Raw genomic sequence first — 24,983 nt, 5'->3', positions numbered from 1 at the left:
GCCAGCACTTTGAGCTAATTTTTTGGATTTGTCCTCGTTAAGTGTTGCATGTCAGTCAGTGTACCGTGGGAGGCCGCTTGCTGGCGACAGGGTCCCAGTCGCCAGCAAGCTGCCTCCCACAGTCTTCCAGCGCTGTGCCAGATACACCACAACACTTAATGCAGACAGAGCCAATTCATTCGCGAATGAATTCGCGCCCACAGAGTTCCAGCAGTTTCTCGCGCCATGTCGCCTTTGCAGGTAATGCCAGGAAGAACGGGTTGAGCAATGACTCCCGTGCCGGATAGCTGAACGTTTCGCCATCGAGCTGCAGCACTTCGCCGCCTGCGCCCTCAAGTACACCCTGAGCCGCAGCGGTATCCCACTGGGAGGTCGGAGCCAGGCGCGGGTAGCAATCGGCTACGCCTTCGGCGACCAGACAGAACTTCAATGAGCTGCCGATACTGGCCAGTTGCAGCTCGCCCAGGCCAGCGGACAGTCCCGCCAGCAGGCGCTCCTGCTCGGGGCTGGAATGGCGGCGGCTGGCCACGACGGTAAATTCCTGTCCGACACCCGGCTCGTTGCGCACCGCGATGGACGCAATGTGGCTTTCACTGTCGCTGCGCCAGGCTCCCAGTCCGGCACCACCGAAATAGCAGCGGTTGTTGGTGGGCATGGAGACCACGCCAAACACCACACGTCCGCGCTCGATCAGCGCGACATTGACCGTGAACTCTTCGCTGCCGGAAATGAACTCCTTGGTGCCGTCCAGCGGGTCAACCAGCCACCAGCGCTCCCAGCCTGCGCGCTCGTTCAGGGGAATGTCGGCATCTTCTTCGGACAGCACATGAATCGAAGGGTCGAGCGCCTTCAAACCCTCGACCAATACCTGATGAGCCGCCAGATCGGCGGCGGTCACGGGGGAGTCATCGGCCTTGGCGGTCACGGCAACGCCCGAGCGCCAGAACGGCAGAATGGCTTCACCCGCCAGCCGGACAAGACCGATGACGGGAGCGAGTAACGGATGCGGCAGGTTGTCGAACACATCGGTCATGGCAGGAAAAATCCACGTTGGGTTAGCAGATCGCGCGCCAGATACAGCGCCGCCAGGGCACGGCCTTCGGTGAACTGGGCGTTCTGGGCCAGATTGGCCAGCTCCCGCAGGTTGACCCGGTCCACACGAATCGGCTCGGGTTCATCGCCTTCAAGGCTCTCTTCGTAAAGGTCGGTGGCCAGCACCACCTGAATCTTCTGGTTCATGTAACCGGGCGACAGGGACAGTTCGGTCAGGTGTTCCAGTTGGCGGGCACCGAAGCCGGCTTCTTCCTTGAGTTCGCGATTGGCAGCCGCCAGCACATCTTCGCCCGGCTCGATCAGGCCCTTGGGCAAGGACAACTCATATTCGTCCGTGCCGCCGCAATATTCTTCGATCAACAGCGCGTGATCGGCATCGATCATGGCGACAATCATCACCGCGCCATATCCCGCCCCCCGGCCTACCAGCCGCTCATAAGTACGCTCGACCCCGTTGGCAAAGCGCAATTGCAGCTCTTCGACCCGGAACAGGCGACTGCTGGCGACGATTTCGCGGGCGAGGACGGTAGGTTTCTGGCGCATGACAGGCTCCTTTGCGATGACGGGGTACTATACCGTGGCTTTTCCGATTGTCTGTGTCGGATATGCTTACATCCGCCATCAATTCCTGAAGAGGCCAGAATGCTTTCAATGCCCTGGAGCGATATCGATACCGTCCTGCTGGATATGGACGGCACTCTGCTCGACCTGCATTACGACGATCACTTCTGGATGCAGCACTTGCCCCAGCGCTATGCCGAACTGCATGGCGTCAGTCTGGCCATGGCTTTGCTGGAGATGCAGCCGCTGTTCGAGAGCCATGCGGGGACGCTCAACTGGTACTGCCTGGACTTCTGGAGCAAGGAGTTGAAGCTGTCGGTGCGCGACCTGAAGCTCGAAACCGCGCATCTGATCGCCTTGCGCCCCGATGCCCGGACTTTTCTGGCCGCGCTCCAGCAAGCCGGCAAGCGCGTGATCATGATCACCAACGCCCATCGCGATTCGCTGTCATTGAAGCTGGAGAAGATCGAGCTGGCGCCGTATTTCGAGCGCATGATCAGTTCCCATGACTACGGCTTCCCCAAGGAAAACCAGCAGTTCTGGGACGCCTTGCAGGCCGATACCGCCTTCGACCCGGCACGCAGCCTGTTTATCGACGATACCCTGCCGATCCTGCGCAGTGCCCGGCGTTTTGGCGTGGCCCATTTGCTGGCGGTCAGCGTACCCAACAGCCAGAAAGGCCCCAAGAACACAGAAGAGTTCGAGGCAGTGAAGGATTATCTGGATCTGATCAAGGGGTTGTAGGAGCCAATTCATTCGCGAGACATCATCGAAGGCGATAGATCAGGATGTACCGGCCTATCGCGAATGAATTCGCTCCCACTCCATTTGCAAGCCTAATCGGGAATCCTGAGCTGCTGCCCCGGATAGATATGGTTTACATCCTTGAGCATCGGCTTGTTGGCCTCGAAGATTTTCTGGTACTTGTTGGGGTCGCCATAGACCCGCTTCGAGATGGCGCTCAAGGTATCGCCCTTTTCCACCGTGACGAACCGGGCCGCCGTTGTCGCAGGCGCACCGGCAGCAATGGTCATCTGGTCGTCCACCTGTTCAACGCCCGAGATGTTGCCCAGTGCCAGCAGAATTTTTTCCTTTTCTTCCTGGCTGGCCACCTCACCTGTCACGGTAACCTTGCCATCCTCCACTTGAGTTTGAATATCGGGATCACCCAATCCGGTTTCCGATATATGCTTTTTCAAGACCTCATCGGCATTGGCATTACCCGGTGTCACCATATCAAGGATTTTTTCACCCGCATCTTTAAAGAAACTGAAAAGACTCATTGCTCATTCTCCTTCACGGTTGTTGCCACGCCCGCAAGGAATAACCATAGCTCTCGTGATCGATGGTTTGCGGTGTTCCGACCAACGTTGCGCACCCCATCCTCATCGTCGAGCGCGTAGAATCGACGCCCTGCCTCGCCTATCGGAGTGAAGATGGACATCAAGCAACTGAAATTCCTGATCGCTCTGGACGAGACCCGTCACTTCGGCCAGGCAGCAGCACGCTGCAATATCACCCAGCCCACGCTGTCCATGCGCCTGCGCAACCTTGAAGAAGAGCTGGGCTTGCCGCTGGTCATGCGCGGTCAGCGCTTTGAAGGTTTTACGGCACCCGGTGAGCGGGTGCTGGCCTGGGCCAGAACCGTGCTGTCGGCCTATGACGGCTTGCAGGCCGAAGCCGCTGCCTGTCGCGGGCATCTGGTCGGGACCCTGCGCCTGGGCGTGGTGCCGCTTTCGAGCTTCGATCCGCTCTCGCTGTTGCACCGGCTGCATCAGATCCACCCCAACCTGCGCTTTGAACTGTCGTCCCTCAGTTCCGAGCAGGTGCTGGAACAACTGGCGAGCAATCGCATCGATCTGGGCGTGTCGTATCTGGAGCGTCTGGATAACGAACGCTTCGACACCCTGACCCTGGACGAAACCCGCATGGGCCTGCTGTATGACCGACGCCACTTCAGCTTTGGCGAGCAGCCACTGACCTGGAGCGAACTGGTCGAATTGCCACTGGGCACGCTGACCAGCGGCATGCATTTTCGCCAGTCCATCGATCACAACTTCCACAGTCGCGGCCTGCATCCGCAGCCATTGCTGCAGACCGATGCCGTTCACCAGTTGATGCAGGCCGTGCATGGCGGTTTCTGTTGCACCATCATGCCGCTGGATGGCGGCCTGGACCTGCTCACCGAACATCTGGGCCTGCATCCCATCGCCGATGCACGCACGCTGGCGCCCATCGGCCTGATCATGCGCCGCAGCGCGCCGCGCTCGGCCCTGGCGGAAGCCTGCTTCACGCTCCTGGCAGAAAATCAGAAATAAGTATTGATCGACGTCATCTATCAGAGCATTGGAACTAGCGATTAGACGATATCCGACAAGAGGCCTAGGCTAAGCGCTATCAAACTGCCGGTAATCAGTCCATGCACGCCAAGCGCACGGCCAGCGCGGCGCCCGCTCTTGAGGCGCACGCACCTCAAGCAAGCCAGTCCTACAGCTACTCGAATCTCGAGGGCGATGACTCGGCACAGAATGCGCTTGCCGAAGAGGTAGCGCTCGCCATTGCCTACAACGGCATCAGCCAGGCGGTCATGCTGGTCAGCCCTACGGATCTGGAAGACTTCATTGTCGGTTTCAGCCTGGGCAGCGGCATCATTGCTTCGGCGGACGAAATCTACGACTTCAAGCTCAGCGGTTGCGGTTCGGCCATGCAGGCCGAAGTCGAGATCGCCAGCCGTGCTTTCTGGAACCTCAAACAGCAGCGTCGGCAACTGGCTGGCACCAGCGGTTGCGGACTGTGCGGCGTCGAAGCGGTCGAACAGGCGCTGCCTGAACTGAACGTATTGCCTGGCGCGCCCCTGCCGCCCGCCGAGTGGCTGCATGGCCTGCGTCAGCGCATCGGCGAATTCCAGCCTCTGGGCCAGCATTGCGGTGCCGTGCATGCCGCCTTGTTCATGGACAGCAATGGCCAGTTGTTGCTGGGGCGTGAAGATATCGGGCGTCACAACGCCCTGGACAAGCTGATCGGTGCCCTGATCCGCCAGAACATTGCCCTGACAGGCGGCATTGCCATCGTCACCAGCCGCTGCAGCCTGGAACTGATCCAGAAAGTCCTGCGCGCCGGCATCCAGACGCTGGTCAGCCTGTCGTCGCCCACCGGCCTGGCCCTGCAATGGGCACGCCGTCACAACCTCAATCTAATTCACCTGCCGCAGCACAGTGCGCCGCGGGTCTATAGCCCTGCGATGGAGATTCAAGCGTGAGCACTCATCACCAAGCCGACAAAACCCCGACGCCTCGCTACAAGCCTTACAAAGGCCCGGCAGGTGGCTGGGGCGCACTGATCAGCGTGACACAGGCCTGGCTGGGCAGTGACAACGCGCTGAAAAACCTGCGCATGATGCTCAAGACCAACCAGAACGGCGGTTTCGACTGCCCTGGCTGCGCATGGGGCGACTCGCCGGAAAGCGGCATGGTGAAGTTCTGTGAGAACGGCGCCAAGGCGGTCAACTGGGAGGCCACCAAGCGCCGTGTGGACCCTGCGTTCTTCGAGCGTTACAGCGTCAGCTCGCTGCTGGAACAAAGCGATTACTGGCTGGAGTACCAAGGCCGCCTGACCGAGCCGATGGTCTATGACCCGCAAAGCGACCGCTACAAGCCGATCAGTTGGGACAATGCCTTCACGCTGATTGCCAAACACCTGCACAACCTGCCAAGCCCGAACATGGCAGAGTTCTACACCTCGGGCCGGGCCAGCAACGAAGCGGCCTATCTGTATCAGTTGTTCGTGCGTGCCTACGGCACCAACAACTTCCCGGACTGTTCGAACATGTGCCACGAGGCCAGCGGTGTGGCTCTGTCCCAAAGTGTGGGCGTGGGCAAAGGCACCGTGACCTTCGATGACTTCGAACACGCCGATGCGATTTTCGTACTCGGCCAGAACCCGGGCACCAACCACCCACGCATGCTCGATCCCCTGCGCGATGCGGTGAAGCGTGGTGCTCAGGTCGTGTGCGTCAACCCGCTCAAGGAGCGTGGTCTCGAGCGCTTCCAGCATCCACAGCACGCGATGGAAATGCTCACCAACGGTGACCGTCCGACCAACACTGCGTATTTCCGCCCTGCACTGGGCGGTGACATGGCACTGCTGCGCGGCATGGCCAAGTTCCTGCTGCAATGGGAACGCGAAGCCCAGCTCAACAACGCACCTGCCGTCTTCGATCACGCTTTCCTCAATGAACACACTCAGGGCGTTCTGGATTACCTGGCGGCCATCGACGAAACCTCCTGGGAAGAAATTCTGGAGCAATCCGGTCTGCCAATGAGCGATATCGAACAAGCGGCCCGGATGTACGCCAAAGGCCAGAACGTGATCATGTGCTGGGCCATGGGCATCACCCAGCATCGTCACTCGGTAGCGACCATCCAGGAAATCGCCAACCTGATGATGCTGCGCGGCAATATCGGCAAGCCGGGCGCAGGCCTGTGCCCGGTGCGCGGCCACAGTAACGTGCAAGGCGACCGGACCATGGGCATCAACGAACGCCCGCCGGTGTTCCTGCTCGACGCTCTGGAAAAACGCTTCCAGTTCAAGGTCCCGCGCGAGAATGGCCATAACGTGGTCGAAGCCATTCATGCCATGGCCGAAGGTCGTTCCAAAGTATTCATCGCGCTGGGCGGCAACTTCGCTCAGGCCACACCGGACAGCCCGCGCACTGCGGCGGCGCTGAGCAATTGCGACCTGACCGTACAGATCAGCACCAAGCTCAACCGCAGCCACCTGTTCCATGGCAAGGAAGCACTGATCCTGCCGTGCTTCGGTCGTACCGATATCGACATCCAGGCCAATGGCCCCCAAGCGGTCACCGTGGAAGACTCCTTCAGCATGGTGCACGCCTCCAACGGCCAGTTGCAGCCCTCTTCGCCACAGATGCGTTCGGAGCCTGCGATCATCGCCGGTATCGCCAACGCGACCGTAGGCAAGCAGCCGGTGGACTGGCTATGGCTGGTCGAGGATTACAGCCGTATTCGCGACCTGATTGCCGATACCATCCCGGGCTTCAAGGACTTCAACGAGCGCGTGAAGAATCCTGGCGGTTTCTATCTGGGCAATGCCGCAGGTGCCCGTCGCTGGAACACGGCGTCGACACGCGCCAACTTCAAGCCCAATGCACTGCCGCTCAGCCTGATTCATGAGGGCATCAGTTCCACGGGCCAGACCCCGGACCTGATCATGCAGTCCATGCGCTCCCACGATCAGTACAACACCACCATTTATGGCCTGGATGACCGCTATCGCGGCGTGAAAGGACAACGTGACGTGTTGTTCGTCAATGAAGCCGACATTATCCGCCTGGGCTTCCAGCCGGGTCAGAAAGCAGACTTGATCTCGATCTGGGGCGACAACCACGAACGTCGCGTCAAGGGCTTCACTCTGTTGCCGTTCGATATCCCGGCAGGTCAGGCAGCAGCTTACTATCCAGAGGTCAACCCGCTGGTGCCGCTGGAAAGTGTTGGCGAAGGCAGCCATACCCCCACCTCGAAGTTCGTTGCGATTCGCCTGGAGCGTTCGAGCGAACCGGCACGCATCATCTGATTCCGCTGCCCATGAAAAAGGCCCGGATTCGTAAGAACCGGGCCTGTATCAAGTAAGCTCAGACTGTCTTTTTCAAGTTAAGTTCCCTATGTAAAACAGTAACTTAGCTATTTGTGTTGCAGTCGTGTTACTCGTCGGAATCTCGTTGATACATTGCTTGCGGCATATCAGGATCGCGCCGTCATCCCTATGAGATTCCATACATGAAGTATTCCTCGATACTGTTGTTGTCTCTTACTCTGGCCAGCGGTTTCGCCTCGGCAGGCGGAACGGTTGAAGCGGGCGTAGGCGGTGCATTGGGTGGGGTACTGGGTTCGGCTGTCGGTCAACAGATCGGCGGCAGCACAGGTTCTGCTATTGGCGCAGGCCTGGGCGGCGCAGCTGGCAGTGCGGTTGGCGCAGACCGTCGTAACCGTACAGAAGCGGCCATCGGTGGCGGCCTGGGCGCAGCCGGCGGTAACGTGATCGGCCGCAGCGTAGGCGGCAACACCGGCAGCCTCATCGGCGCAGCCGCTGGCGGCGGTGCAGGTGGTGCCCTGGGTAACTACATGGGTAACGAGAGCCGCGAAGACGACCGCCGCTATCGCAATGGCCGTGACGATCGTCGCGACTACCGCGGCCATGGCCATCGCAAGCATTACGGCCATCGCAAGCACGGTCGTGACTGGCGTCACCGTTGATCGATCTGCGCAACACCAGACTGGCCGCCCTGAAAAGCGGCCAGTTTTCGTTCAGTCGATAAAAACAGAAAAAACCCTTCAGTAATCCAGCCCCCTGCCGAAACGCCGTCTAGAAGAATTACGCGTCGCTATCGACCAGCACTCAAGGAGCAGGGATGGATTCCACCAAGCCACAGGATGACGACGGGATCATTCGCATTCAGCGCCTTGTCCCCGGTCAGGTCGATGTGGTGCTCGGCTCGCATCCCGGCAAACGCACTGTTCGGCCTCGTAAATCCTCACGTCGCTATCTGCTGGCTTTCCTGTGCCTGGGCATTTTCGCTGTGCTGGCAGTGGGGCTCGCCAGCCGAGCCAACCCACCGAAGCCGGTGCCGCTGGTCACCCTCCAACAACCGGAGCCAGAACCGGAAGCCGAGCCGGAACCCGCCGAGGAGCCGCCTGTTCAAGTTGCCAGCGAGCTTGCACGCCCGGCCTTGCGAGTGGAGCCCTACATTGTTCCGACACCTGTCGCCGCCACTCAGGAGCAAGCGCCTGCGGCGCAACCTCTGGATAACTGCATCAAGGATGGCAATGTCATCGATGAAAGCGTCCTGAACTGTCGCTTCGGCCAGACTTCGCGCCCGGCTCAGACAGCTCCCGCAACAGGCATGGTGTCTGCCAGCTACATGGCAGACTTCAAGTCCGATGCGTCACGCAAGTCCCCCGCACGCCAGCAGAAGCCGCATACGGTTGCCACCGTGTCGATTCGCGAGTGGGACGGCAATGGCCGCTATCGCGCGCAATGGCGCCTCTACGAAAACCGTATCGACGGCGACAGCGTGTGCGAGAACTTCCTCAATCGCTCGGTGGAAAGACGTGAATGCCGCCTCTCTGCCCAGGTGTATTTCAAGGAGGAATGCCGGGAATGGAACAAGCGTGCGGCACGGGATCGCAACGAGGAAAGCAAAAGTACAGCGCAGCGTTATTGCGAAGCCAGTACGACTTTTACCCCCTGAATCCACTATTGATATTAAATCTCAATCTCATATATAGCCAAAGGCTTACACGAGATGACGGCATTTGGCTCTTTTTACCCCAGGGTAACCCTCGTATTATTGGATCCAACAAGTGGCGAACAAGGAGTTCGCCAGGATCAAGGATGATCGACCATTGCCGGGAAGGCTGCCGACAGGGAGTTGGAATGGTCTTGGAACAAACCCGCTTCGGCGGGTTTTTTATTGCCTGTGAAAACGTGCGAGCTCGGTCTTTTCGCGAATGAGCGGAGCACCGTCCGATTGGCTCCCCATCCGCTCGTGAAGCCAATTCATTCGCGAAAATGCCCACGTATAGCCAAAGGCTTACACGCACACCGGTGAATGGCTATTTTCGCTCTGCAGAAGGGCTCGTAATATTGGATCCAACAAGTGGTGAACAGGGAGTTCACCGGGATCAGGGACGATCGACCATTGCCGGGAAGGCTGCCGACAGGGAGTTGGAATGGTCTTGGAAAAACCCGCTTCGGCGGGTTTTTTGTTGCCTGCGAATTACCGGCTTGCAGGGTTATTACGCCATCCGACGCAATACCCCCGATGCTCAGCCTGATTACTGACTCAACGCCCCCACCTTGACCATGACGGTTGCCATGAACTGTTGCAGGGTCATTTTCTGCCCGTTGAAATCGACCATACCGTTGGCGTAGTGCAGGTCGGACACGATGTTGTTGCCCTCGACCCTGGCCAGTTGCAGCATCGTGGCCATGGCACTGAGCATGTCACTGGCGGCAGCAGCCTGTTCGGCAATGGCCCGGGCATCGGTCTGCCCTTCAAAGCCTGCCTGCAGGGTCGCCACATCGTTGATCATCGGCTTGGACAAAAGCACCTGTGCCTTGAGCTGGCCGATGGTCTTTATCACCGTATCGCTGCCTGGTTTATCGAGGGAACCTGGATCGGTCAGGTCAACGGCCAGACTCACATGGCTTTCGCCATTGGCGGTCTTGAGCGAGAGCTTTTCCAGCTCGATATGAGGTTTGCCAGCCAGAAACCTGCTCAGCTCACTCTTCATCAATTGCTCGTCGGCCGGGCTGAGCTTCAGCTGGAAGGGAAGCCTGGCCTGTGCCGCAGCCTGTTGCTGTGGCAATACCTGCTCCTGATAGAACTGGTACAGGGTCCTGGTCGACAGCGCATTGAAACCGGAAAGCCTGAAGCCCAGATGTGAAGAGCCGATATCCTTGCCGTTGTAGGAGATCATGCCCAGGTCATAATTGATCTGCATCGCCAGATTACCGCCCTCTTCCTGGGCAAGGTTGGTATTGACGAAATTCTTGATCAGCACCGGCTGCTTGCCGACCACCTGGAAACCGGTGCTGTCGATTTTCAGGTTGCTGTGGCCCAGATACAGACCCGACTGGCCCTTGGTACCGCCCGTGTCGAAAGTCAGCCCCTTGATCTCGATGCTCACGGGACCTTCTTTTGAAGACACATTGAGCTGCAGGTTATCCAGCTTGCCCGTGACCTTGAGCTTCTCGGCATCGGCGGATGCTTCGGCGTTGATATCGAGCCCGGAGAATTTGAACGTGCCGTCCTTATCGACCATCTCCAGCGGCGACACTTTCAGCCAGCCGCTGGTGGAGCGGTCATAGCCGATACTGGCCTGCCCCTTGAGTGGCGTGGCATCGCCGCTCATGGCGAACCATTTTTCCGAGGAGATGTTCTTTTCCATCTCGAAATTGCTCTGGGCCATGACCGGCATGAGCTTCAAGGCTTTCAGACGCGACAGCGGAATCGGCCCGTGCTCGATGTTATCCACGAACAGGAACTGCGGATCCTGACCATCCCGGGACAGGTCCGGGCCTTGCAGATCAACGCGGTAATGAGCCGTGCTGCTGAAGAAATGACGCTCCAGCGAAACCAGATGCAGAGTAATGCTGTTGTCGGTGCCGTCCAGAGACTCCTTGAGTTCCTGGTTGGCGGTACGGATCGACTCGTTGAGCACGCCTTCCAGTTGATTGCCCGTGTACCAGGCGCCAGCACTTGCCAATGCACCGGCCACAACAATGACGCCTACCGCGATACCTGCTGATTTATTCATAGTGACTCAACGATGTCCGTTCTGATGATTTGAAAGTCTTCCCTGCGCCCCGGCGAGCCACTGCCGTGCCTTGATCGCTCAGTGGACGCAGCGTGTGTCACTGCCGAAAAGTCGCGAGAGATTAGCATTGAGCGTTTGTGATCGCCCAGCGTTGTCAGCTGGTTACAGGGGGCATTACGCCTTTTCAGGAAGCTTCAGACAGACCTGTCTGCATTTTCGTTGCAAGAGGAGCACTCACACGCAGGTAGCCACGGCCTTGGTGTAAACGTTAGGCTGATATCGAATCGAATCTGAAAACCGGGATCTGACGACATGAGTGCACAGCAAGGTGAGCGAGGCCCGATCAAGGCCGTTATTTTCGATATGGATGGTTTGTTGCTGGACACCGAAGGGGTCTACACCGAGGTCACCCATCTGATTGCCAGCCGCTACGGAAAAACCTTCGACTGGTCCGTCAAACAGCACACCATTGGCCGTGGTGCCCGTGACTTTTCAGGCTACGTTATTCAGGCTCTGGAGCTGCCCATTTCCATTGACGAGTTTCTGGAAGTGCGCGAGCCCATGCTGGAAGAGCGCTTCCCCCTTGCTCCTGCAATGCCGGGAGCCGAGGCGCTGGTAAGGCATCTGGCAGCACACAATATCCCCATCGCGGTCGGAACCAGCTCTTCGGTGCATTACTTCGAAGCCAAGACCACTTCGCATCGCGCCTGGTTCGAACTGTTTGAAACCATCGTGACCGCCGATGACCCTGAAGTCGGCGCCGCCAAGCCTGCGCCAGACATTTTCCTGGCCGCAGCACGCCGTCTGGGCGTTGCGCCAGAGGATTGCCTGGTGTTCGAGGATTCGCCATTCGGCGTCACGGCCGCCAAGGCCGCGGGCATGTACGCCGTGGCAGTCCCGGATTCGCATATGCCGGTCGAACAGTACGAGCATGCCGACCTGCTGCTGACCTCGCTGGAGGACTTCCCGCTCGAAGCATGGGGTCTGCCGAAAAAGGCCTGATGAACCGTACTCCTGCGCGCAGGCAGAGAGACACTCAACAGTCTTTCTCCTGTCGCATTCTCATCCGGGCCTTTTCAACACCCCCATAAACAGGCCAGTATGGCCCTCTGATCCCGCTTTCAATGACAAGGAGGATGTCGAGCATGATTTACAGAACGCTTGGTCAGTCAGGGCTGAAAGTCTCCACGCTGACACTCGGCTCAATGATGTTCGGTGAACAGACCGGCACCGAAGAATCCCTGCGCATCATCGGTCAGGCCTGGGATCAGGGCGTGAATTTCATCGACACCGCCGACGTCTACAACGGCGGACGCTCCGAGGAAATCGTCGGTGAAGCCATTGCTTCGCGGCGCAGCGACTGGGTGCTGGCGACCAAGGTTGCGGTAGGCCCGAGCGATGGCATTCCCAACCGTGCGGGCCTGAACCGCAAACACATCTTCAATGCCATTGAAAACAGCCTGCAGCGGCTGGATACCGACTATGTGGATATCTATTACCTGCACAAAGAGGATCACGACACGCCGCTGGAAGTCACGGTGTCGGCCATTGGCGATCTGATCCGCCAGGGCAAGATCCGCTATTGGGGCCTGTCGAACTATCGTGGCTGGCGCATCGCGGAAATCGTCAACGTCGCCCAGCGCCTGGGCGTGGACAAACCGGTCATCAGCCAGCCGCTCTATAACATCGTCAACCGCCAGGCCGAGATCGAGCAGATCACGGCCGCCGCCTTTCATGGCCTGGGAGTGGTGCCTTACAGCCCGCTGGCGCGTGGCGTGCTCAGCGGTAAGTACGCACCGGACGTCACGCCTGACAGCAGCAGCCGCGCCGGACGCCAGGACAAGCGTCTTCTGGAAACGGAGTGGCGGGTGGAGTCCCTTCGCATCGCCCAGCAATTGCAGGCTTATGTACAGGATAAAGGCGTCGGTCTTGTCGAATTCGCGATTGCCTGGGTGCTCAACAACAAGGCCGTCACTTCCGCCATTGTCGGGCCGCGTACCGAAGAGCAATGGGGACATTACACCAGGGCGCTGGAAGTGAAGATCAGTGCCGAGGACGAAGCCTTCATCGACTCGCTGGTAATACCGGGACATGCCTCGACTGCCGGCTTCAACGATGTGCAGCATTTCGTTTCAGGGCGTTTGACACGCTGACGGCATCATCGCGGGCAGGCTATCGACAAATGCTCGCGATGTTCGTGAAAAGTGTCTAAAAAAGCCGCGTGTATATAAATGCTCATTCAACATGTTGCCGACAGTGGCGCTAAAATGCTTTGTAACTGCCGCAATGCAACGCGTGCCGAAGCCTGAACAGACCCGGATCTGTCTGTCGGCAACCATGAATCCAATACAGCCAGGTTAATGAAGAAGTATGGCGATGCGCAAAACTGATAGAGAAGCCTTCTTGAGCTCGGTCCTGGGGAACGAACAGCCTCCCGCGCACCTTGCCAGAGCTGTTATCGAGGAAAAACTGCGCAACGCCATCATCGATGGCAGCCTGCCAAGCGGTACAGCACTGCGCCAACAGGAGCTGGCCACGTTATTTGGTGTCAGCCGCATGCCGGTCCGCGAAGCCCTGCGCCAGCTCGAAGCCCAGTCGCTGCTGCGCGTCGAAACCCATAAAGGTGCAGTCGTCGCACCGCTGATCACCGAAGATGCCGTGGACGCCTACGCCCTGCGTATCCTGCTGGAGTCCCAAGCCCTGCGCCTGTCCATCCCGTTACTGGATGCAGAAGACCTGGCCACGGCACGACGTTGCATCGAGGCCCTGGAAGTTGAAACCGACTATTCGAAGATGGGCACTCTCAACCGCCTGTTTCACATGGCACTTTATGCCAAGACCCCTAACAAGCGCCTGATGCGTCTGGTAGAGGAAGGTCTGAACGAAGAAGAACGCTTCCTGCGCTTCAACCTGTCCTCCATGGGCCTTGGAAAACTGTCCCAGGACGATCACTGGGAATTGCTGCGTCTTGCCGAAGAAAAGGCTGTTGATCAGATCGTGGGCTCTCTGCAGAACCACCTCAACCGAGGTGTCAAAGCCATCACCCAATACCTGAACAACAAAAAGGCCGAACAGGAAAAAGCACCGGTACGCCAACGCAAGAAAAGCATCGCCTGAATCCATCGCGGTTGATCGTCTGACTCGCACAGCCTGACGCCTCCCCTTCCCCCTCGCTGCCTCTCATGCACTGCAAGCTCTCTGCTCGCGGGCAGCGCTTTTATGCCTGTTTTCCTGAACCATCGGGTTGGTCTGACTCAGGAATAAGGCAAACTCGGTCGTGACTACGGCGGGACCCAACCGGAGGGTTACGCCCTGGTCACTCTTGAACTGCCCGTCAGGTGCAGGGCAGTGATCTGTTCCTTTGAACGTACTGAGCAAGGAGTTCCTGCAAGGGCAGCAAGGCATTGGAAGTCGTTTCCGATCACGCCCGCCGAAAATACAAACCCGTGATTGTTTGCATAACAGCAACGCTGAACGAGGCATTCGTTCATTATTTATAATTTTGGCTCTTATCAGCCGAAAGGGTTGCTTACATCCCTATAAAACTTAAACCAAGAGTTTTATATGGCAACTTACAACCCCGAAAAATACCAACTAAAATAATATTAAAAAATAATTGCACATCACATTACAAGTGCTTTAACTTTTATTCGCAGCCCGTGTTAGTGGCCGACACTTCAAGTGTTCAGGTCATGCCCGAACAGGCTGCAGATTCTCGCACCATGGCTCTGCAAAGGACCTTGCAACGGAACACCTGATATTAACGGTTACTGATCGTTTCAACTAACAGGCTCTCGCCTGCCTGTTATTCAGGCCCGCTGCCGACTGTTAAAAAACGAAAACTGTAACTCGGCCACACGTTACAGACAAAAACTTGCATTCAAGACTACCGGGATACCGCCATGCTTTGTCAGAAAACACTACTGGACCGCAAGAAACTTGAACTTAGCCAACACCCCATCTTTGCTGAAATCAACTCACTGGAAGTGCTCAAACGTTTTATGGAAACCCATGTATTCGCCGTCTGGGACTTCATGTCACTGACCAAGCGGCTACAGCAGGAACTGACCTGCACCCAATTGCCCTGGTTGCCGCCTCGGGATGCATCGGCAGCCCGGCTGATCAACGAAATCGTGCTCGGGGAAGAATCCGACGACAAGCTGAGCCACGGTCACTACAGCCACTTCGAGTTGTATCTGGATGCGATGCGTGAGATTGGCGCCAGCACCTTGCAGATCGAACGCTTCGTCGAGCTGCAGAAACAGGGCGTGCATTACGCCACCGCATTGCAGCGCGTCAATGCAGGTCAGGCCGCTTCGGTCTTCGTGACTCACACACTCAATACCGCGCTGCATGCCCCGGCCCATAGCGTGGCAGCAGCCTTTCTGCATGGTCGCGAAAGCGTTATCCCGATGATGTTCCAGAGCATCCTCGATGAATGGGGCATCACCGTCGATCAGGCACCGACCTTTCGCTACTACCTGCAACGCCATATCGAAGTCGACTCGGAAGACCACGGCCCGGCAGCCGAGCAGTTGCTGGCCCGCCTGGTCAACGGCGACGAGCAGCGTCAGCAAGAGGTGTATCAGGCCGCCATTGCCGCCGTGGATAGCCGGGTCGAGCTGTGGGACACGCTGCGCATGAACATGCGTTCGCCATTGATGCAAGCCAGCGCCTGACCTCGCGCCGCAAGCCCCTCTACAAGGAAGCCATCATGAAAGCAGAAGACTACAGCTCGTTCATTGATGCCTGGGAAGGTCGCGCCACCATTCGCACTCGCCCACGCCGGATCGTCGAAAACGATGAAAAACTGATCTACCCACTGAGCCGCCAGCCACTGGTGCTGAGCGAAACCTTTACCCGAGAGTGTCCGCATCTGCGCGATTACGCGCTGGTGCAAAGCCTCTACAAGTTCATCAACGATGTCGTGATCTTTGAAACCGAGATCGTCGACAAGACCGCGCGCAGTATCGCCAAGGACAACTTCGCGATCCGCTTTCCTTTCGCATGCCGCTACGACGCCATGACCGTGGTTGTCGATGAGGATTACCACGCCCTGGTGGCGATGGACTTCATGCAGCAGACCATTGCCCTGACCGGGATCGAGCCGATTCGCCTGCCCGATGAAATCGAACTGAGTCGCGCCATTCCTGCTGCCGTTGCCCTGGCACCGGAACATCTGCGCAGCGCCGTGGAACTGATCTGTGTGGCAATTGCGGAAAACACCGTGACCAACGATGTGGCGGCCTTCGCCAAGGACGATTCGGTCAAGCAGTCGGTCAAGGGGCTGATGGCCGATCACCTGCTGGACGAGGGACGGCACTCCGGGTTCTGGGCACGCCTGGTGCGTATCTACTGGCACACCGCCCCCGAAGCGGATCGTGAATGCATCGCACGCATCATGCCGGTGTTCATTGCTCAATATCTGACCAATGACATTCAGCACGGCTTCGATTTCATCCTGATCGACAACCTGCAGGTCGCGCCGTCCGTCAAGCAGGCGCTCAAGGATGAAACCATGGCCATGAGTTTCCCGATCAATCGCCATCATCCTCTGATCGGCAATATCGTGCGCTTCTTCAAGACCAGTTCAATGCTTGAAGCGCCTTGCGTGCAGCGGGCGCTGGCCGACTATCTGCCAGCCCAGGGAATCCTGCAATGAAACGCCTGGAGATCGTGCTCATCGGTCAGAGCCTGACCCTGAGCGAACTGCATACAGAATTGCTCGCCCACGGACATTCGGTGCATCACTTGAGCGATCAGACCGGGCTGCAGGCCAATACTGTCGATAACGCCTCGATCCTGATCGAGGACGGCAGCCTGGAGCTGAGCGCAGAGCGACTCAAGGCATTCGGCAGCGCCGATCACCTGAGCCTGCGGGTCGGTTTGAGCCCGAACGCGCAGGAAGGTCTGCCACGTCTGGAGTTACTATGCTGGCACGGCTCCACAACGGCTCAGCATCTGATTGTCCGTGAGTGGCTGCCTGTTCAGGAGTCGGGCAACGGACGCATGTTGCGCGATGCGGTAATCGCCGGGTTTGTCGATCAGACAGCGCTGCTGATCAGTCGCCTGTCCAGGGACGAGAAGTATTTCAGCACCCTGACCACCACCGCTCCCGCACAAAGCGAACAGCAGCAGGGCCTGCTGACCATCGACCATCAGTTGTTCAGGCATCGTCTGAATCAGACTGACCAGCCGCATCTGCTGGCACTGGCGAATACGCCGCTGGTGGAACGACTGGAGCACAGCTTTCAGACTTTCGCCAAGCGCTCGGCGCTGTCGATTGCCGGTCAGGTATTCAGCTATCGCGAGTTGTACGCGCAGGCTGTCGCCATCCAGCATCGTCTGCGGCCCCTGATCGAAGCCCGGCAGCACGCGAATGGGCAAGTGGTCATCGGGATCTGCCTGCCCAAGTCGGTTGCGCTGTATGCGGGCATTCTGGCAATTCTCGGCAGTGGCGCAGTCTATCTGCCGCTGGATCCGAGTCAGCCGATCCAGCGCCAGCAATACATTCTGGAAAACTCGGGTGCCCTGCTGTTGCTGCATGACGGCTCGCATCCGCTGGCCAAAGCCGGGTTTCCTGCGCTGGATATCAGTTCGATCCAGGCCACGGAGCCGGATCAGCCTCTGACATCTCTGCAATCCGACAGCGACTCGCCGTGCATGGCGCTCTATACATCGGGCACCACCGGCCATCCAAAAGGCGTGCTGCTCAGTCAGCGCAACCTCAGCCATTTCACCGCCTGGTATGCGCAGTACGTCAACCTGTCGGAGCACAGCCGGGTCTTGCAGTTCTCGACACTGAGCTTCGACTCCTCGGTGATCGACATCTTCCCGACCTGGCTCAGCGGTGCGGAGCTGGTAGTCCCGGACGACGATCAGCGCCGCGATCCTCTGCGGCTGGTCAGCCTGCTGAAAGACGGCATCAGCCATGCCTTCCTGCCACCGGCATTGTTGAGCATCCTGCCGCTGGACGAGCCTCTGGGCCTTGAGCATGTAATGACCGGCGGCGATGTCTGCGAGCCCTATGTCATCGAGCACCTGACCCGACAGTGTCACTTTCATAACCTGTATGGTCCGACCGAAGCCACGGTCCTGGTTACCGCCGGGCAGTTCCGGCCCGGCAGCAGCAACCGCAATCTGGGACGTCCGATCGCCAACAGCCAGGTCTGGATTCTGGACGAGCAGTTGCAGCCGGTGGCGGAACAGACTCAGGGCGAGCTGTACATCGCCGGACCCGGCGTATGTCTGGGTTACCTGAACAATCCCGAGCTGACTGCCGAACGCTATGTGACGCTGACCTTGCCGGACGGACAGCAATTGCGCGCTTACCGAACCGGGGATATCGGCAAGTGGATTCCTGACGGTATCGAGCTGGCCGGGCGGCGTGACAATCAAGTGAAGATTCGTGGGTTCAGGGTCGAGCCGGAAGAAATCGAACACTGCCTGCGCAGCAGCCAGTTGTACCGTCAGGTTGCCGTGGTCGTGGATGCCCAACGTCGCATCCTGGCGTTCGCAGCCCAGCCACATGAGGCTGAAGAAGTCGCCTTGCAGGCATTGAAAGCCCATGTGCAGCGCCTCTTGCCCGACTACATGCATCCCGGTGCCTATACGGTTCTGGCAAACATGCCATTCGCCAGTAACGGCAAGATCGATCGCAAGGCCTTGCTGGAAATACCGGTGAGTTTCGCTGACCAGCAGCCTCGTCGCTTGCCGGAGACAGAGCAGGAGCAAAAGCTTCTTGAACTGTGGGCCGAGCTGCTTGAGCTGCCCATCGGGGATATTTCCACCGACGAAAGCTTCTTCAATCTAGGCGGCCATTCGATCCTGCTGTCGCGCATGTTGCTGGGGATTCGCGAGCGGTTCGGGCGCAGCATTCCCATCAACCGCTTTATCGAAGCCCCCACCGTGCTGACCCTGGCCAGCCTCATCGAAAGCGAAGGTGTTTCAGGCTACACCGTCAGCCCGCAAGCACTGCTGGACGCCAACGCCGAGCTGGAAATACCGGTGCTGCCGATCAGCCAGTTGGGCGATGTTCACAAAGTCATCGTGACCGGCGCCAATGGCTTTCTCGGTGTACATATCGTCGAAGCGCTGCTGGCCTGGGGAGCGAGCGAAGTTGCCTGTCTGGTACGCGAAGGCGCTGGACAAAGCGCCCACGAACGCTTCGTTCAGTCACTGCGGGAAAACCGCCTGGAGCATCTGGATCTGAGCCGGGTGACGGTCTATCCCGCCGACGTTACCCAGCCACAGCTTGGCTTGAGCGATGAGGTGTATGAGCGGCTGGACAGAGACTTCGGCGCACTGGTGCATAACGCAGCCAATGTGAATCATGTCCAGGATTACGAAACCCTTATCCGCGACAACGTGGCACCGGTCTTTGAATGCCTGCGCCTGTGCGAGGGACGCAGCAAGAAGATCTTCAACTTTGTTTCCACCCTATCGGCGTCCAGCGCCGTGGATGCAGCCGGCAGTGTGCTGGAACAACCGGCCGCCGCCACTCCGCCGATCTACATCAAGAACGGTTACAACCTGTCCAAGTGGGTCGCCGAGCGCGTGCTGCAACGGGCCAGGGAGCAAGGCGTGTGGGTGAACATCTATCGCCCCGGCAACATCGCTTTCAACAGCGTCACCGGCGTGTGCCAGCCACAGAAAAACCGCTTGATGCTGATGCTCAAGGGCTCGCTGCAACTGGGTAAGGTCCCGGAGTTCGCCATGAACTTCGATCTGATGCCGGTGGACTTCCTTGCCCGCTTCATCGGCTTCCATGCCAGCCGCTATCAGGCCAACCGTGCGGTATTCAACCTGCACAACCCCGAACCCTTGAGCTGGAACAGCTACGTGGATGCATTCCGCGAAGCGGGGCGCGAGTTCGAGATGGTCAGCGTGGCGCACTGGCAGACCCAGCTCAACCGGGTCGACAGCCAGAACGCGCTGTTCGGCGTGCTCGGCTTCTATCTCGACGGCTTCGAGGAAGACATCGGCGATATCTCGATGATCGAGTACCAGAACGCTCTGGCCGGTATCCGGCACATGGGTGAGCAATACCCGCAGAAAACCCCGGCGCTGCTGCGCAAGGGCTGCGATTACCTGAAAGAAATCGACTTTATCTGAAGCATCCGCAACCCAACGTGAAACACATGGAGAATCACATGAGCTCAATCAACACTCTGCAACCGGACACGCTGATCAAGAACCCGACATTGTGCAAAGTCGTATCGGCCGTGGAAATCCCTGCCGATGCCAACAGCGTATGGGCGATCGTCGGAAACTTTGGCGGTTTCCAGGCGTTCATCCCGGCCCTGGAAAGCACTGAAGTCACCGGCAAAGGCGTACGCTCGGTACGCAAGAAACTGTTCAAGGACGGCAACGTGGCCATCGAACAGCTGAACTCTCATGACAACAATGCGCGCTTCATGACCTGGTCGCTGATCTACACCAGCCTGCCGGTGGGCAACCTGTGGGCCGCGATGACGGTAGAGTCGACGGGCGATAACGATTCGGTTGCGACATGGACCATCATTGCCGAACCCGACCAGGGTGGTCCTGAATCGCTGCCGGGGTTTCAGGAGTTTCTCCAGGGCTTCGCTGACAGTGCCATGAGCAACGTCCGCAGCCTGTTTGCCTGATTGTTGCAGTGAAGCGACCCGCTCAGCGCCAGAAGCCTGAGCGGGTTTGGCATGTGAGCGGTTGCAAATTGATGGGCGCTTTAACACAATGCGACTCATTATCATTTGTGTAGCGCCGGGATGGCGCATCCCCATGCCTTCTCAGCACTCGGCCCTACATACGCTTTACAACGATCACCATGGCTGGCTCCATTCATGGCTGCGCAGCAAACTGGGCAATGGCGCCGATGCCGCCGATCTTGCCCAGGATACGTTTGTGCGGCTGCTCAATCGCAGCGAACTGCTTGAGTTGAAGACCCCGCGAGCCTTTCTGCGTACTGTTGCCAGAGGCCTGGTTATCGACCATTGGCGCCGTGAAGAGCTTGAACGGGCCTATCTGGAAGCCATTGCTCATTTGTCGCCCAACGAAACGCCTTCGCCCGAGTCTCGCGAGCTGGTTTTCGAACTGCTGGAACGTATTGCCCGGATGCTCGACGGCCTCAAACCGAAGGTCAGGCAGGCATTTTTGCTGGCGCAATGCGAGGGAATGCCACACAGGCAGATTGCCGAAAAAATGGGTGTCTCCCTGCGCTCGATCGAACGCTACATCGCCGACGCCCTCTATCACTGCTATCTGCTGCGATACGACGCATGAGCCGTACCTTGCAGCCAACTCGCCACAACCAGCCTTCGCCGCAGGTCGTAAAGCAGGCCATCCAGTGGTCAATGCGCCTGAACGACTCGTCAGCCGATCCAGGTCTGCACAAGCAGTGTGAGCAGTGGCGCACCGAGCACGCGGATCACGAGTGTGCCTGGCAACGTATCCAGGCCCTGAGCAATGAGCTGAACAGCAGCTTCCAGGCCCTGCCGGGATCGGGAGCCGCGTTTGAGGCACTTGAGAAAAGTGCACAGCGACTGGGGCGCAGACAAACCCTGAAATTACTCTCCGGCATCGCAGTGCTGGGCTCGGCGGCATGGTTCTCTCGCGATCTGGCTCCCTGGCAGCAATGGCAGGCCGACTTTGCGACCGGCGTGGGCCAGCGCAACAGTTACAGGCTGCAGGATGGCACGGACCTGCAATTGAACACCGACAGCGCGGTGGATCAGGACTTCAATTCCCGGCAGCGCCTGATAAACCTCACCCGCGGAGAGATTCTGGTTGCCTGCGGGGCCGACTCGCACAGTGCTTCGCCAAGGCCGTTACTGGTGCAGAGCCGCCATGCTCTGTTTGAAGGTATCGGCGCACGCTTCGTCGTTCGTCAGGGTCAGGACAGTACCCGTGTCAGCGTGACGAAAGGCAGCCTGATTATCCGTTCGCCTGCCACCTCACCTGTAGATGTGAAGGCTGGCCAGAGTTATTCGGTTTCCGCACAGCGCGCCACCCTGCTGCCGCCACTGGATATGGAAGCGGGTGCCTGGGCCGATGGTCTGATCGTGACGAAAGGTATGCGCCTGGGAGATTTTCTGGCAGAGGTCGGGCGCTATCGCCGTGGCTACCTGGGATGTGCGGATGATATTGCCGATCTGCGTCTTTCCGGCGTGTTCAGGCTGGAGGATACCGACAGGCTGCTGGAGGTGCTGCCTCAGACGCTTCCCGTAAAACTCACTTACCGCACGCGCTGGTGGGTGACGTTGCAGCGTCAGGCCTGATTATTTTTGGCGGGTTTGGCTCAAGTGTCCGGCATGGAGATCAGTAACCCTCCTCTTCTGATTGAACGTGACGGAACTGCCTCCCATGACACGGCCTCAAGGTATATCGCATTCATCCGACTCGCCAGCCCTGCGTATGGCCATTCGGGCAGCACTGATCTCAATGACTCTGGGCACAGCGGTCCTGCCGCTTCAGGTGCAGGCTCAGCAAGACACCTCATCAGCCAGTGCCATACGCAGCTACTCAATCGCAGCTGCACCGCTGGGTGATGCTCTGAATCAATTTGCCCGGCAAGCAGGCATCACCTTGTCCGCCACACCGGCACAAACGGCAGGAGCCCACTCGCCGGGATTACAGGGCAGTTATTCAGTGGATCAGGCACTGAGTATTCTGCTGGGTGGCAGCGGCTTGCAGGCCGTATCGCAGAATGGCAACAGTTATGTGCTGCGTGAGCTTGAAAAGCAGACACTATCACTGCCAGACACGGACATTCGCGGGTTCGCCCTGGGCAATGCCTTGGGCAGCATGGAGGGCTATAACGCCACTCACAGCCAGATCGCGACCAAGACCAGTACATCGTTGCTGGAAACCTCACAGTCCGTCTCGGTGGTCACCCGTCAGCAGATGGACGATCAGGGCTCGCAGACGGTTTCCCAAGCCATGCGCTACACCCCCGGCGTTCTGACCAATCCTTATGGTGCTACTCACCGGTACGACTATGTCGCGATGCGCGGCTTCAACGACGGGTCTGTGGATAACATCTATCTGGATGGCTTGAAGTCCATGGGGGACAGCGGGACTTACAGCACCATGCAGGTCGATCCGTACTTCCTTGAACGGGTCGATATCCTCAAAGGGCCTTCGTCGGTGCTTTATGGCCGCAGCTCACCGGGCGGGCTGGTGGCGCTGACCAGCAAGAAACCTCTTTACGAGCCCTATCACCAGATCCAGGCCACTGTCGGCACACAAGGCCAGCGAGGTCTGGCCTTCGATTTCAGTGGCCCGGTGGATGAAGACAAACGCATTGCCTATCGCCTGACCGGGCTGACTGACAGATCCGACACTCAATTCGATCATGTGGAGGAGAAGCGTTATGCATTGGCTCCCACTGTCAGCATCGATTTCAACGAAGACACTTCGCTGACACTGCAGGCTTACCTGCAGCATGACCCCGAAGGCGGTTATCACGGTGGCGTGCCGGCAGATGGCGCGCTGCATCAACGCAACGGCCAGCGCATTTCGCAGAACTTCTTCGATGGCGAGCCGGGTGTGGATGGCTTCAGCCGTGACCAACAGTCATTCGGCTATCAATTCGAACATCGCTTCAATGATGTCTTCACGGCACGACAGAATTTCCGCTACCTGGACTCCAGAGTAGAGAACGATCAGGTTTACGCCTATGGCTGGACCAGCGCGACCGGCAATGAACTGAACCGTTATTACTCAGGGGGTGATGAGCGTCTGCATGCATTCATCGTCGATAACATGCTGCAGGCAGAGTTCTTTACCGGGGCGGCCAAACACACGACATTGCTCGGCGTGGACTATCAACGGCGCAAGACCGTGGTTGACTGGACCAGCGGCCAGGCAGCTCCCCTGAATGCTTTCAATCCCGTGTATGGCAACTCCGAAATCAGTTATTACAGCCCGACCAGCTACCTGCGTCGCCTGGAGCAGACAGGCCTTTATGCACAGGACCTGATCGAGCTGGACAAGTGGCGCTTCTCCCTGGGCTTACGCCAGGACTGGGTGGAAACCTCGGACGAGAACCGACTGGCCGAAACCGGGCGTCCGGCAGGGACCGAAATCAGTGACAAGCGGACCAAGCTCACTGGCCGGGCCGGTGTGCTTTACCTGTTCGATAACGGAATTGCGCCATACCTCAGTTATTCCGAGTCTTTCAACCCGAACTCCTACTCCGACAGCAGCGGCAACCCGCTGGCCCCTACGGACGGCACCCAATGGGAAGCCGGGATCAAATATCAGCCGCCAGGTACAGACAATCTGTTTACAGCCTCGGTCTTCCATATCGAGCAGGAGAATCTGGCTTCCAAGCTGCCTCAAGAAAACTTCTACCGCCCTGTTGGCGCAGTACGCTCCCAAGGCCTGGAGCTTGAAGCTCATATGCAGTTGACCGATAACTTCAAGGTGCTGGGCAGTTACACGCTGACGGATATCGAATACTCGAAGTCGATGATCAGCACATTGAGTACGACTACCAATCTCATCGAGAACAAGGGCAACTCGCCTACGCAGGCACCGAGGCAGATGGCTTCGATCTGGGGTGATTATGTGTTTAACAGCGGCGCTCTGGACGGGCTGCGCCTGGGCGGTGGGGTGCGGTATGTCGGCTATAGCTGGGCGGATGCCGAAAACACCATGAAGGTTCCGGCGTACACCATACTGGATGCATCTGTGGGATATGACCTTAGCAAGGTAGGGCTCAAAGGTGTTGATGTGCGGGTGAATGCCAACAACCTGACCAACGAATCCTATGTAGCCTCATGTGCCAGCCTGAGCTTCTGTTACATGGGCGAAGAACGAAATGTGAGTGCGACCCTGAGCTATCAGTTCTAAACAGCAGCCACCGCTCAATAGCCAGCCTTCGACAATGGAGGCTGGCTTTTTTATGACTGCTTATAAAGGCCCGTTTGCAGAGACCAGAAAGACAAAACCCCTGTCTGCGTCAGCAGACAGGGGTTCTGGAATTGAATCTTGACGATGACCTACTCTCACATGGGGAAACCCCACACTACCATCGGCGATGCATCG

20 protein-coding genes are annotated in these 24,983 nt (G+C 58.3%); 16 read left to right on the top strand and 4 right to left on the bottom strand.

Annotated features, from left to right (window positions below; all coding sequences use genetic code 11):
• Nucleotides 1–175: 175 nt before the first annotated feature.
• Both cysQ and nudE read right to left on the bottom strand, forming a co-directional pair.
• Entirely contained in the window at nt 176–1,033 is an 858-nt protein-coding gene (gene cysQ, locus JSY17_RS25205) for a 3'(2'),5'-bisphosphate nucleotidase CysQ (protein ID WP_206403343.1), read from the bottom strand.
• Nucleotides 1,030–1,596, bottom strand: a complete 567-nt coding sequence (gene nudE / locus JSY17_RS25200; RefSeq protein ID WP_117183094.1) for an ADP compounds hydrolase NudE — start codon at nt 1,594–1,596, stop codon at nt 1,030–1,032. Before nudE ends, cysQ begins: the two co-directional genes overlap by 4 nt.
• Before the next feature lie 99 nt (nt 1,597–1,695).
• Between nudE and yrfG the strand changes: the two genes are divergently transcribed.
• A complete protein-coding gene (gene yrfG / locus JSY17_RS25195; protein ID WP_200999141.1) occupies nt 1,696–2,358 on the top strand; it encodes a GMP/IMP nucleotidase in 663 nt (220 codons plus the stop codon).
• 92 nt (nt 2,359–2,450) lie between these two features.
• On the opposite strand, the gene lysM is transcribed toward yrfG, so the two are convergent.
• On the bottom strand, nt 2,451–2,897 hold the full coding sequence (gene lysM, locus JSY17_RS25190; protein WP_117183092.1) for a peptidoglycan-binding protein LysM: 447 nt from the start codon (nt 2,895–2,897) through the stop codon (nt 2,451–2,453).
• 153 nt (nt 2,898–3,050) lie between these two features.
• Here lysM and JSY17_RS25185 point away from each other — a divergent pair, with 153 nt between their 5' ends.
• The 5 genes from JSY17_RS25185 to JSY17_RS25165 all read left to right on the top strand — a co-directional run bounded on the left by JSY17_RS25185 (nt 3,051) and on the right by JSY17_RS25165 (nt 8,881).
• Nucleotides 3,051–3,932 carry a LysR family transcriptional regulator gene (locus tag JSY17_RS25185; RefSeq protein WP_117183091.1) on the top strand — a complete coding sequence of 294 codons (882 nt, stop codon included), beginning with the start codon at nt 3,051–3,053 and terminating at the stop codon, nt 3,930–3,932.
• A gap of 101 nt (nt 3,933–4,033) precedes the next feature.
• A complete protein-coding gene (gene fdhD, locus JSY17_RS25180) occupies nt 4,034–4,873 on the top strand; it encodes a formate dehydrogenase accessory sulfurtransferase FdhD (protein ID WP_117183090.1) in 840 nt (279 codons plus the stop codon).
• Nucleotides 4,870–7,206: an FdhF/YdeP family oxidoreductase gene (locus JSY17_RS25175; RefSeq protein ID WP_117186731.1), complete on the top strand. Its 2,337-nt coding sequence runs from the start codon at nt 4,870–4,872 to the stop codon at nt 7,204–7,206. Before fdhD ends, JSY17_RS25175 begins: the two co-directional genes overlap by 4 nt.
• Nucleotides 7,207–7,409: 203 nt before the next feature.
• Nucleotides 7,410–7,886: a YMGG-like glycine zipper-containing protein gene (locus tag JSY17_RS25170; RefSeq protein WP_117167408.1), complete on the top strand. Its 477-nt coding sequence runs from the start codon at nt 7,410–7,412 to the stop codon at nt 7,884–7,886.
• Nucleotides 7,887–8,041: 155 nt separating this feature from the next.
• Nucleotides 8,042–8,881: a hypothetical protein gene (locus tag JSY17_RS25165; protein ID WP_201013148.1), complete on the top strand. Its 840-nt coding sequence runs from the start codon at nt 8,042–8,044 to the stop codon at nt 8,879–8,881.
• 586 nt (nt 8,882–9,467) lie between these two features.
• Here the strand turns inward: JSY17_RS25165 and JSY17_RS25160 are convergent.
• Complete coding sequence (locus JSY17_RS25160) at nt 9,468–10,952, bottom strand: YdgA family protein (protein WP_122370646.1); 1,485 nt, start codon at nt 10,950–10,952, stop codon at nt 9,468–9,470.
• Nucleotides 10,953–11,264: 312 nt separating this feature from the next.
• Between JSY17_RS25160 and JSY17_RS25155 the strand changes: the two genes are divergently transcribed.
• From JSY17_RS25155 to JSY17_RS25110, 10 genes are all read left to right on the top strand, one after another.
• Nucleotides 11,265–11,954 (top strand): HAD-IA family hydrolase, encoded by a 690-nt coding sequence (locus tag JSY17_RS25155; protein ID WP_117183086.1) that lies wholly within the window; start codon nt 11,265–11,267, stop codon nt 11,952–11,954.
• A 143-nt stretch (nt 11,955–12,097) separates the two neighbouring features.
• On the top strand, nt 12,098–13,105 hold the full coding sequence (locus JSY17_RS25150; RefSeq protein WP_117167404.1) for an aldo/keto reductase: 1,008 nt from the start codon (nt 12,098–12,100) through the stop codon (nt 13,103–13,105).
• A gap of 223 nt (nt 13,106–13,328) precedes the next feature.
• Nucleotides 13,329–14,069, top strand: coding sequence for a GntR family transcriptional regulator (locus JSY17_RS25145; protein WP_117183184.1), 741 nt, complete (start codon nt 13,329–13,331; stop codon nt 14,067–14,069).
• Nucleotides 14,070–14,854: 785 nt separating this feature from the next.
• Nucleotides 14,855–15,631, top strand: a complete 777-nt coding sequence (locus JSY17_RS25140) for a DUF3050 domain-containing protein (RefSeq protein WP_117186729.1) — start codon at nt 14,855–14,857, stop codon at nt 15,629–15,631.
• A 35-nt stretch (nt 15,632–15,666) separates the two neighbouring features.
• Nucleotides 15,667–16,614 (top strand): diiron oxygenase, encoded by a 948-nt coding sequence (locus JSY17_RS25135; protein ID WP_117167402.1) that lies wholly within the window; start codon nt 15,667–15,669, stop codon nt 16,612–16,614.
• Nucleotides 16,611–20,066, top strand: a complete 3,456-nt coding sequence (locus JSY17_RS25130) for a non-ribosomal peptide synthetase (RefSeq protein ID WP_206403341.1) — start codon at nt 16,611–16,613, stop codon at nt 20,064–20,066. Before JSY17_RS25135 ends, JSY17_RS25130 begins: the two co-directional genes overlap by 4 nt.
• A gap of 38 nt (nt 20,067–20,104) precedes the next feature.
• Entirely contained in the window at nt 20,105–20,581 is a 477-nt protein-coding gene (locus JSY17_RS25125; RefSeq protein ID WP_117186726.1) for an SRPBCC family protein, read from the top strand.
• Between the two features lie 133 nt (nt 20,582–20,714).
• A complete protein-coding gene (locus JSY17_RS25120) occupies nt 20,715–21,215 on the top strand; it encodes a sigma-70 family RNA polymerase sigma factor (protein ID WP_117183082.1) in 501 nt (166 codons plus the stop codon).
• A complete protein-coding gene (locus JSY17_RS25115) occupies nt 21,212–22,210 on the top strand; it encodes a FecR domain-containing protein (protein ID WP_232849651.1) in 999 nt (332 codons plus the stop codon). Before JSY17_RS25120 ends, JSY17_RS25115 begins: the two co-directional genes overlap by 4 nt.
• Before the next feature lie 85 nt (nt 22,211–22,295).
• Nucleotides 22,296–24,788: a TonB-dependent siderophore receptor gene (locus JSY17_RS25110; protein WP_206403336.1), complete on the top strand. Its 2,493-nt coding sequence runs from the start codon at nt 22,296–22,298 to the stop codon at nt 24,786–24,788.
• Nucleotides 24,789–24,983: the final 195 nt, after the last annotated feature.

It is taken from the genome of Pseudomonas capsici, from assembly GCF_017165765.1.
In the GTDB taxonomy this organism is placed as follows: domain Bacteria; phylum Pseudomonadota; class Gammaproteobacteria; order Pseudomonadales; family Pseudomonadaceae; genus Aquipseudomonas; species Aquipseudomonas capsici.
The sequence above is the reverse complement of the archived record's forward strand: the minus strand, read 5'-3'. Positions and strand labels throughout refer to the sequence as shown.

Coding starts and splice junctions, on each gene's coding strand:
- JSY17_RS25150 (WP_117167404.1), top strand. CDS start 12,098: ATGATTTACAGAACGCTTGGTCAGTCAGGGCTGAAAGTCTCCACGCTG.
- JSY17_RS25135 (WP_117167402.1), top strand. CDS start 15,667: ATGAAAGCAGAAGACTACAGCTCGTTCATTGATGCCTGGGAAGGTCGC.
- JSY17_RS25170 (WP_117167408.1), top strand. CDS start 7,410: ATGAAGTATTCCTCGATACTGTTGTTGTCTCTTACTCTGGCCAGCGGT.
- cysQ (WP_206403343.1), bottom strand. CDS start 1,033: ATGACCGATGTGTTCGACAACCTGCCGCATCCGTTACTCGCTCCCGTC.
- JSY17_RS25115 (WP_232849651.1), top strand. CDS start 21,212: ATGAGCCGTACCTTGCAGCCAACTCGCCACAACCAGCCTTCGCCGCAG.
- JSY17_RS25165 (WP_201013148.1), top strand. CDS start 8,042: ATGGATTCCACCAAGCCACAGGATGACGACGGGATCATTCGCATTCAG.
- JSY17_RS25120 (WP_117183082.1), top strand. CDS start 20,715: ATGCCTTCTCAGCACTCGGCCCTACATACGCTTTACAACGATCACCAT.
- JSY17_RS25140 (WP_117186729.1), top strand. CDS start 14,855: ATGCTTTGTCAGAAAACACTACTGGACCGCAAGAAACTTGAACTTAGC.
- JSY17_RS25160 (WP_122370646.1), bottom strand. CDS start 10,952: ATGAATAAATCAGCAGGTATCGCGGTAGGCGTCATTGTTGTGGCCGGT.
- nudE (WP_117183094.1), bottom strand. CDS start 1,596: ATGCGCCAGAAACCTACCGTCCTCGCCCGCGAAATCGTCGCCAGCAGT.
- JSY17_RS25145 (WP_117183184.1), top strand. CDS start 13,329: ATGCGCAAAACTGATAGAGAAGCCTTCTTGAGCTCGGTCCTGGGGAAC.
- JSY17_RS25185 (WP_117183091.1), top strand. CDS start 3,051: ATGGACATCAAGCAACTGAAATTCCTGATCGCTCTGGACGAGACCCGT.
- JSY17_RS25125 (WP_117186726.1), top strand. CDS start 20,105: ATGAGCTCAATCAACACTCTGCAACCGGACACGCTGATCAAGAACCCG.
- JSY17_RS25155 (WP_117183086.1), top strand. CDS start 11,265: ATGAGTGCACAGCAAGGTGAGCGAGGCCCGATCAAGGCCGTTATTTTC.
- JSY17_RS25130 (WP_206403341.1), top strand. CDS start 16,611: ATGAAACGCCTGGAGATCGTGCTCATCGGTCAGAGCCTGACCCTGAGC.
- JSY17_RS25110 (WP_206403336.1), top strand. CDS start 22,296: ATGACACGGCCTCAAGGTATATCGCATTCATCCGACTCGCCAGCCCTG.
- lysM (WP_117183092.1), bottom strand. CDS start 2,897: ATGAGTCTTTTCAGTTTCTTTAAAGATGCGGGTGAAAAAATCCTTGAT.
- fdhD (WP_117183090.1), top strand. CDS start 4,034: ATGCACGCCAAGCGCACGGCCAGCGCGGCGCCCGCTCTTGAGGCGCAC.
- yrfG (WP_200999141.1), top strand. CDS start 1,696: ATGCTTTCAATGCCCTGGAGCGATATCGATACCGTCCTGCTGGATATG.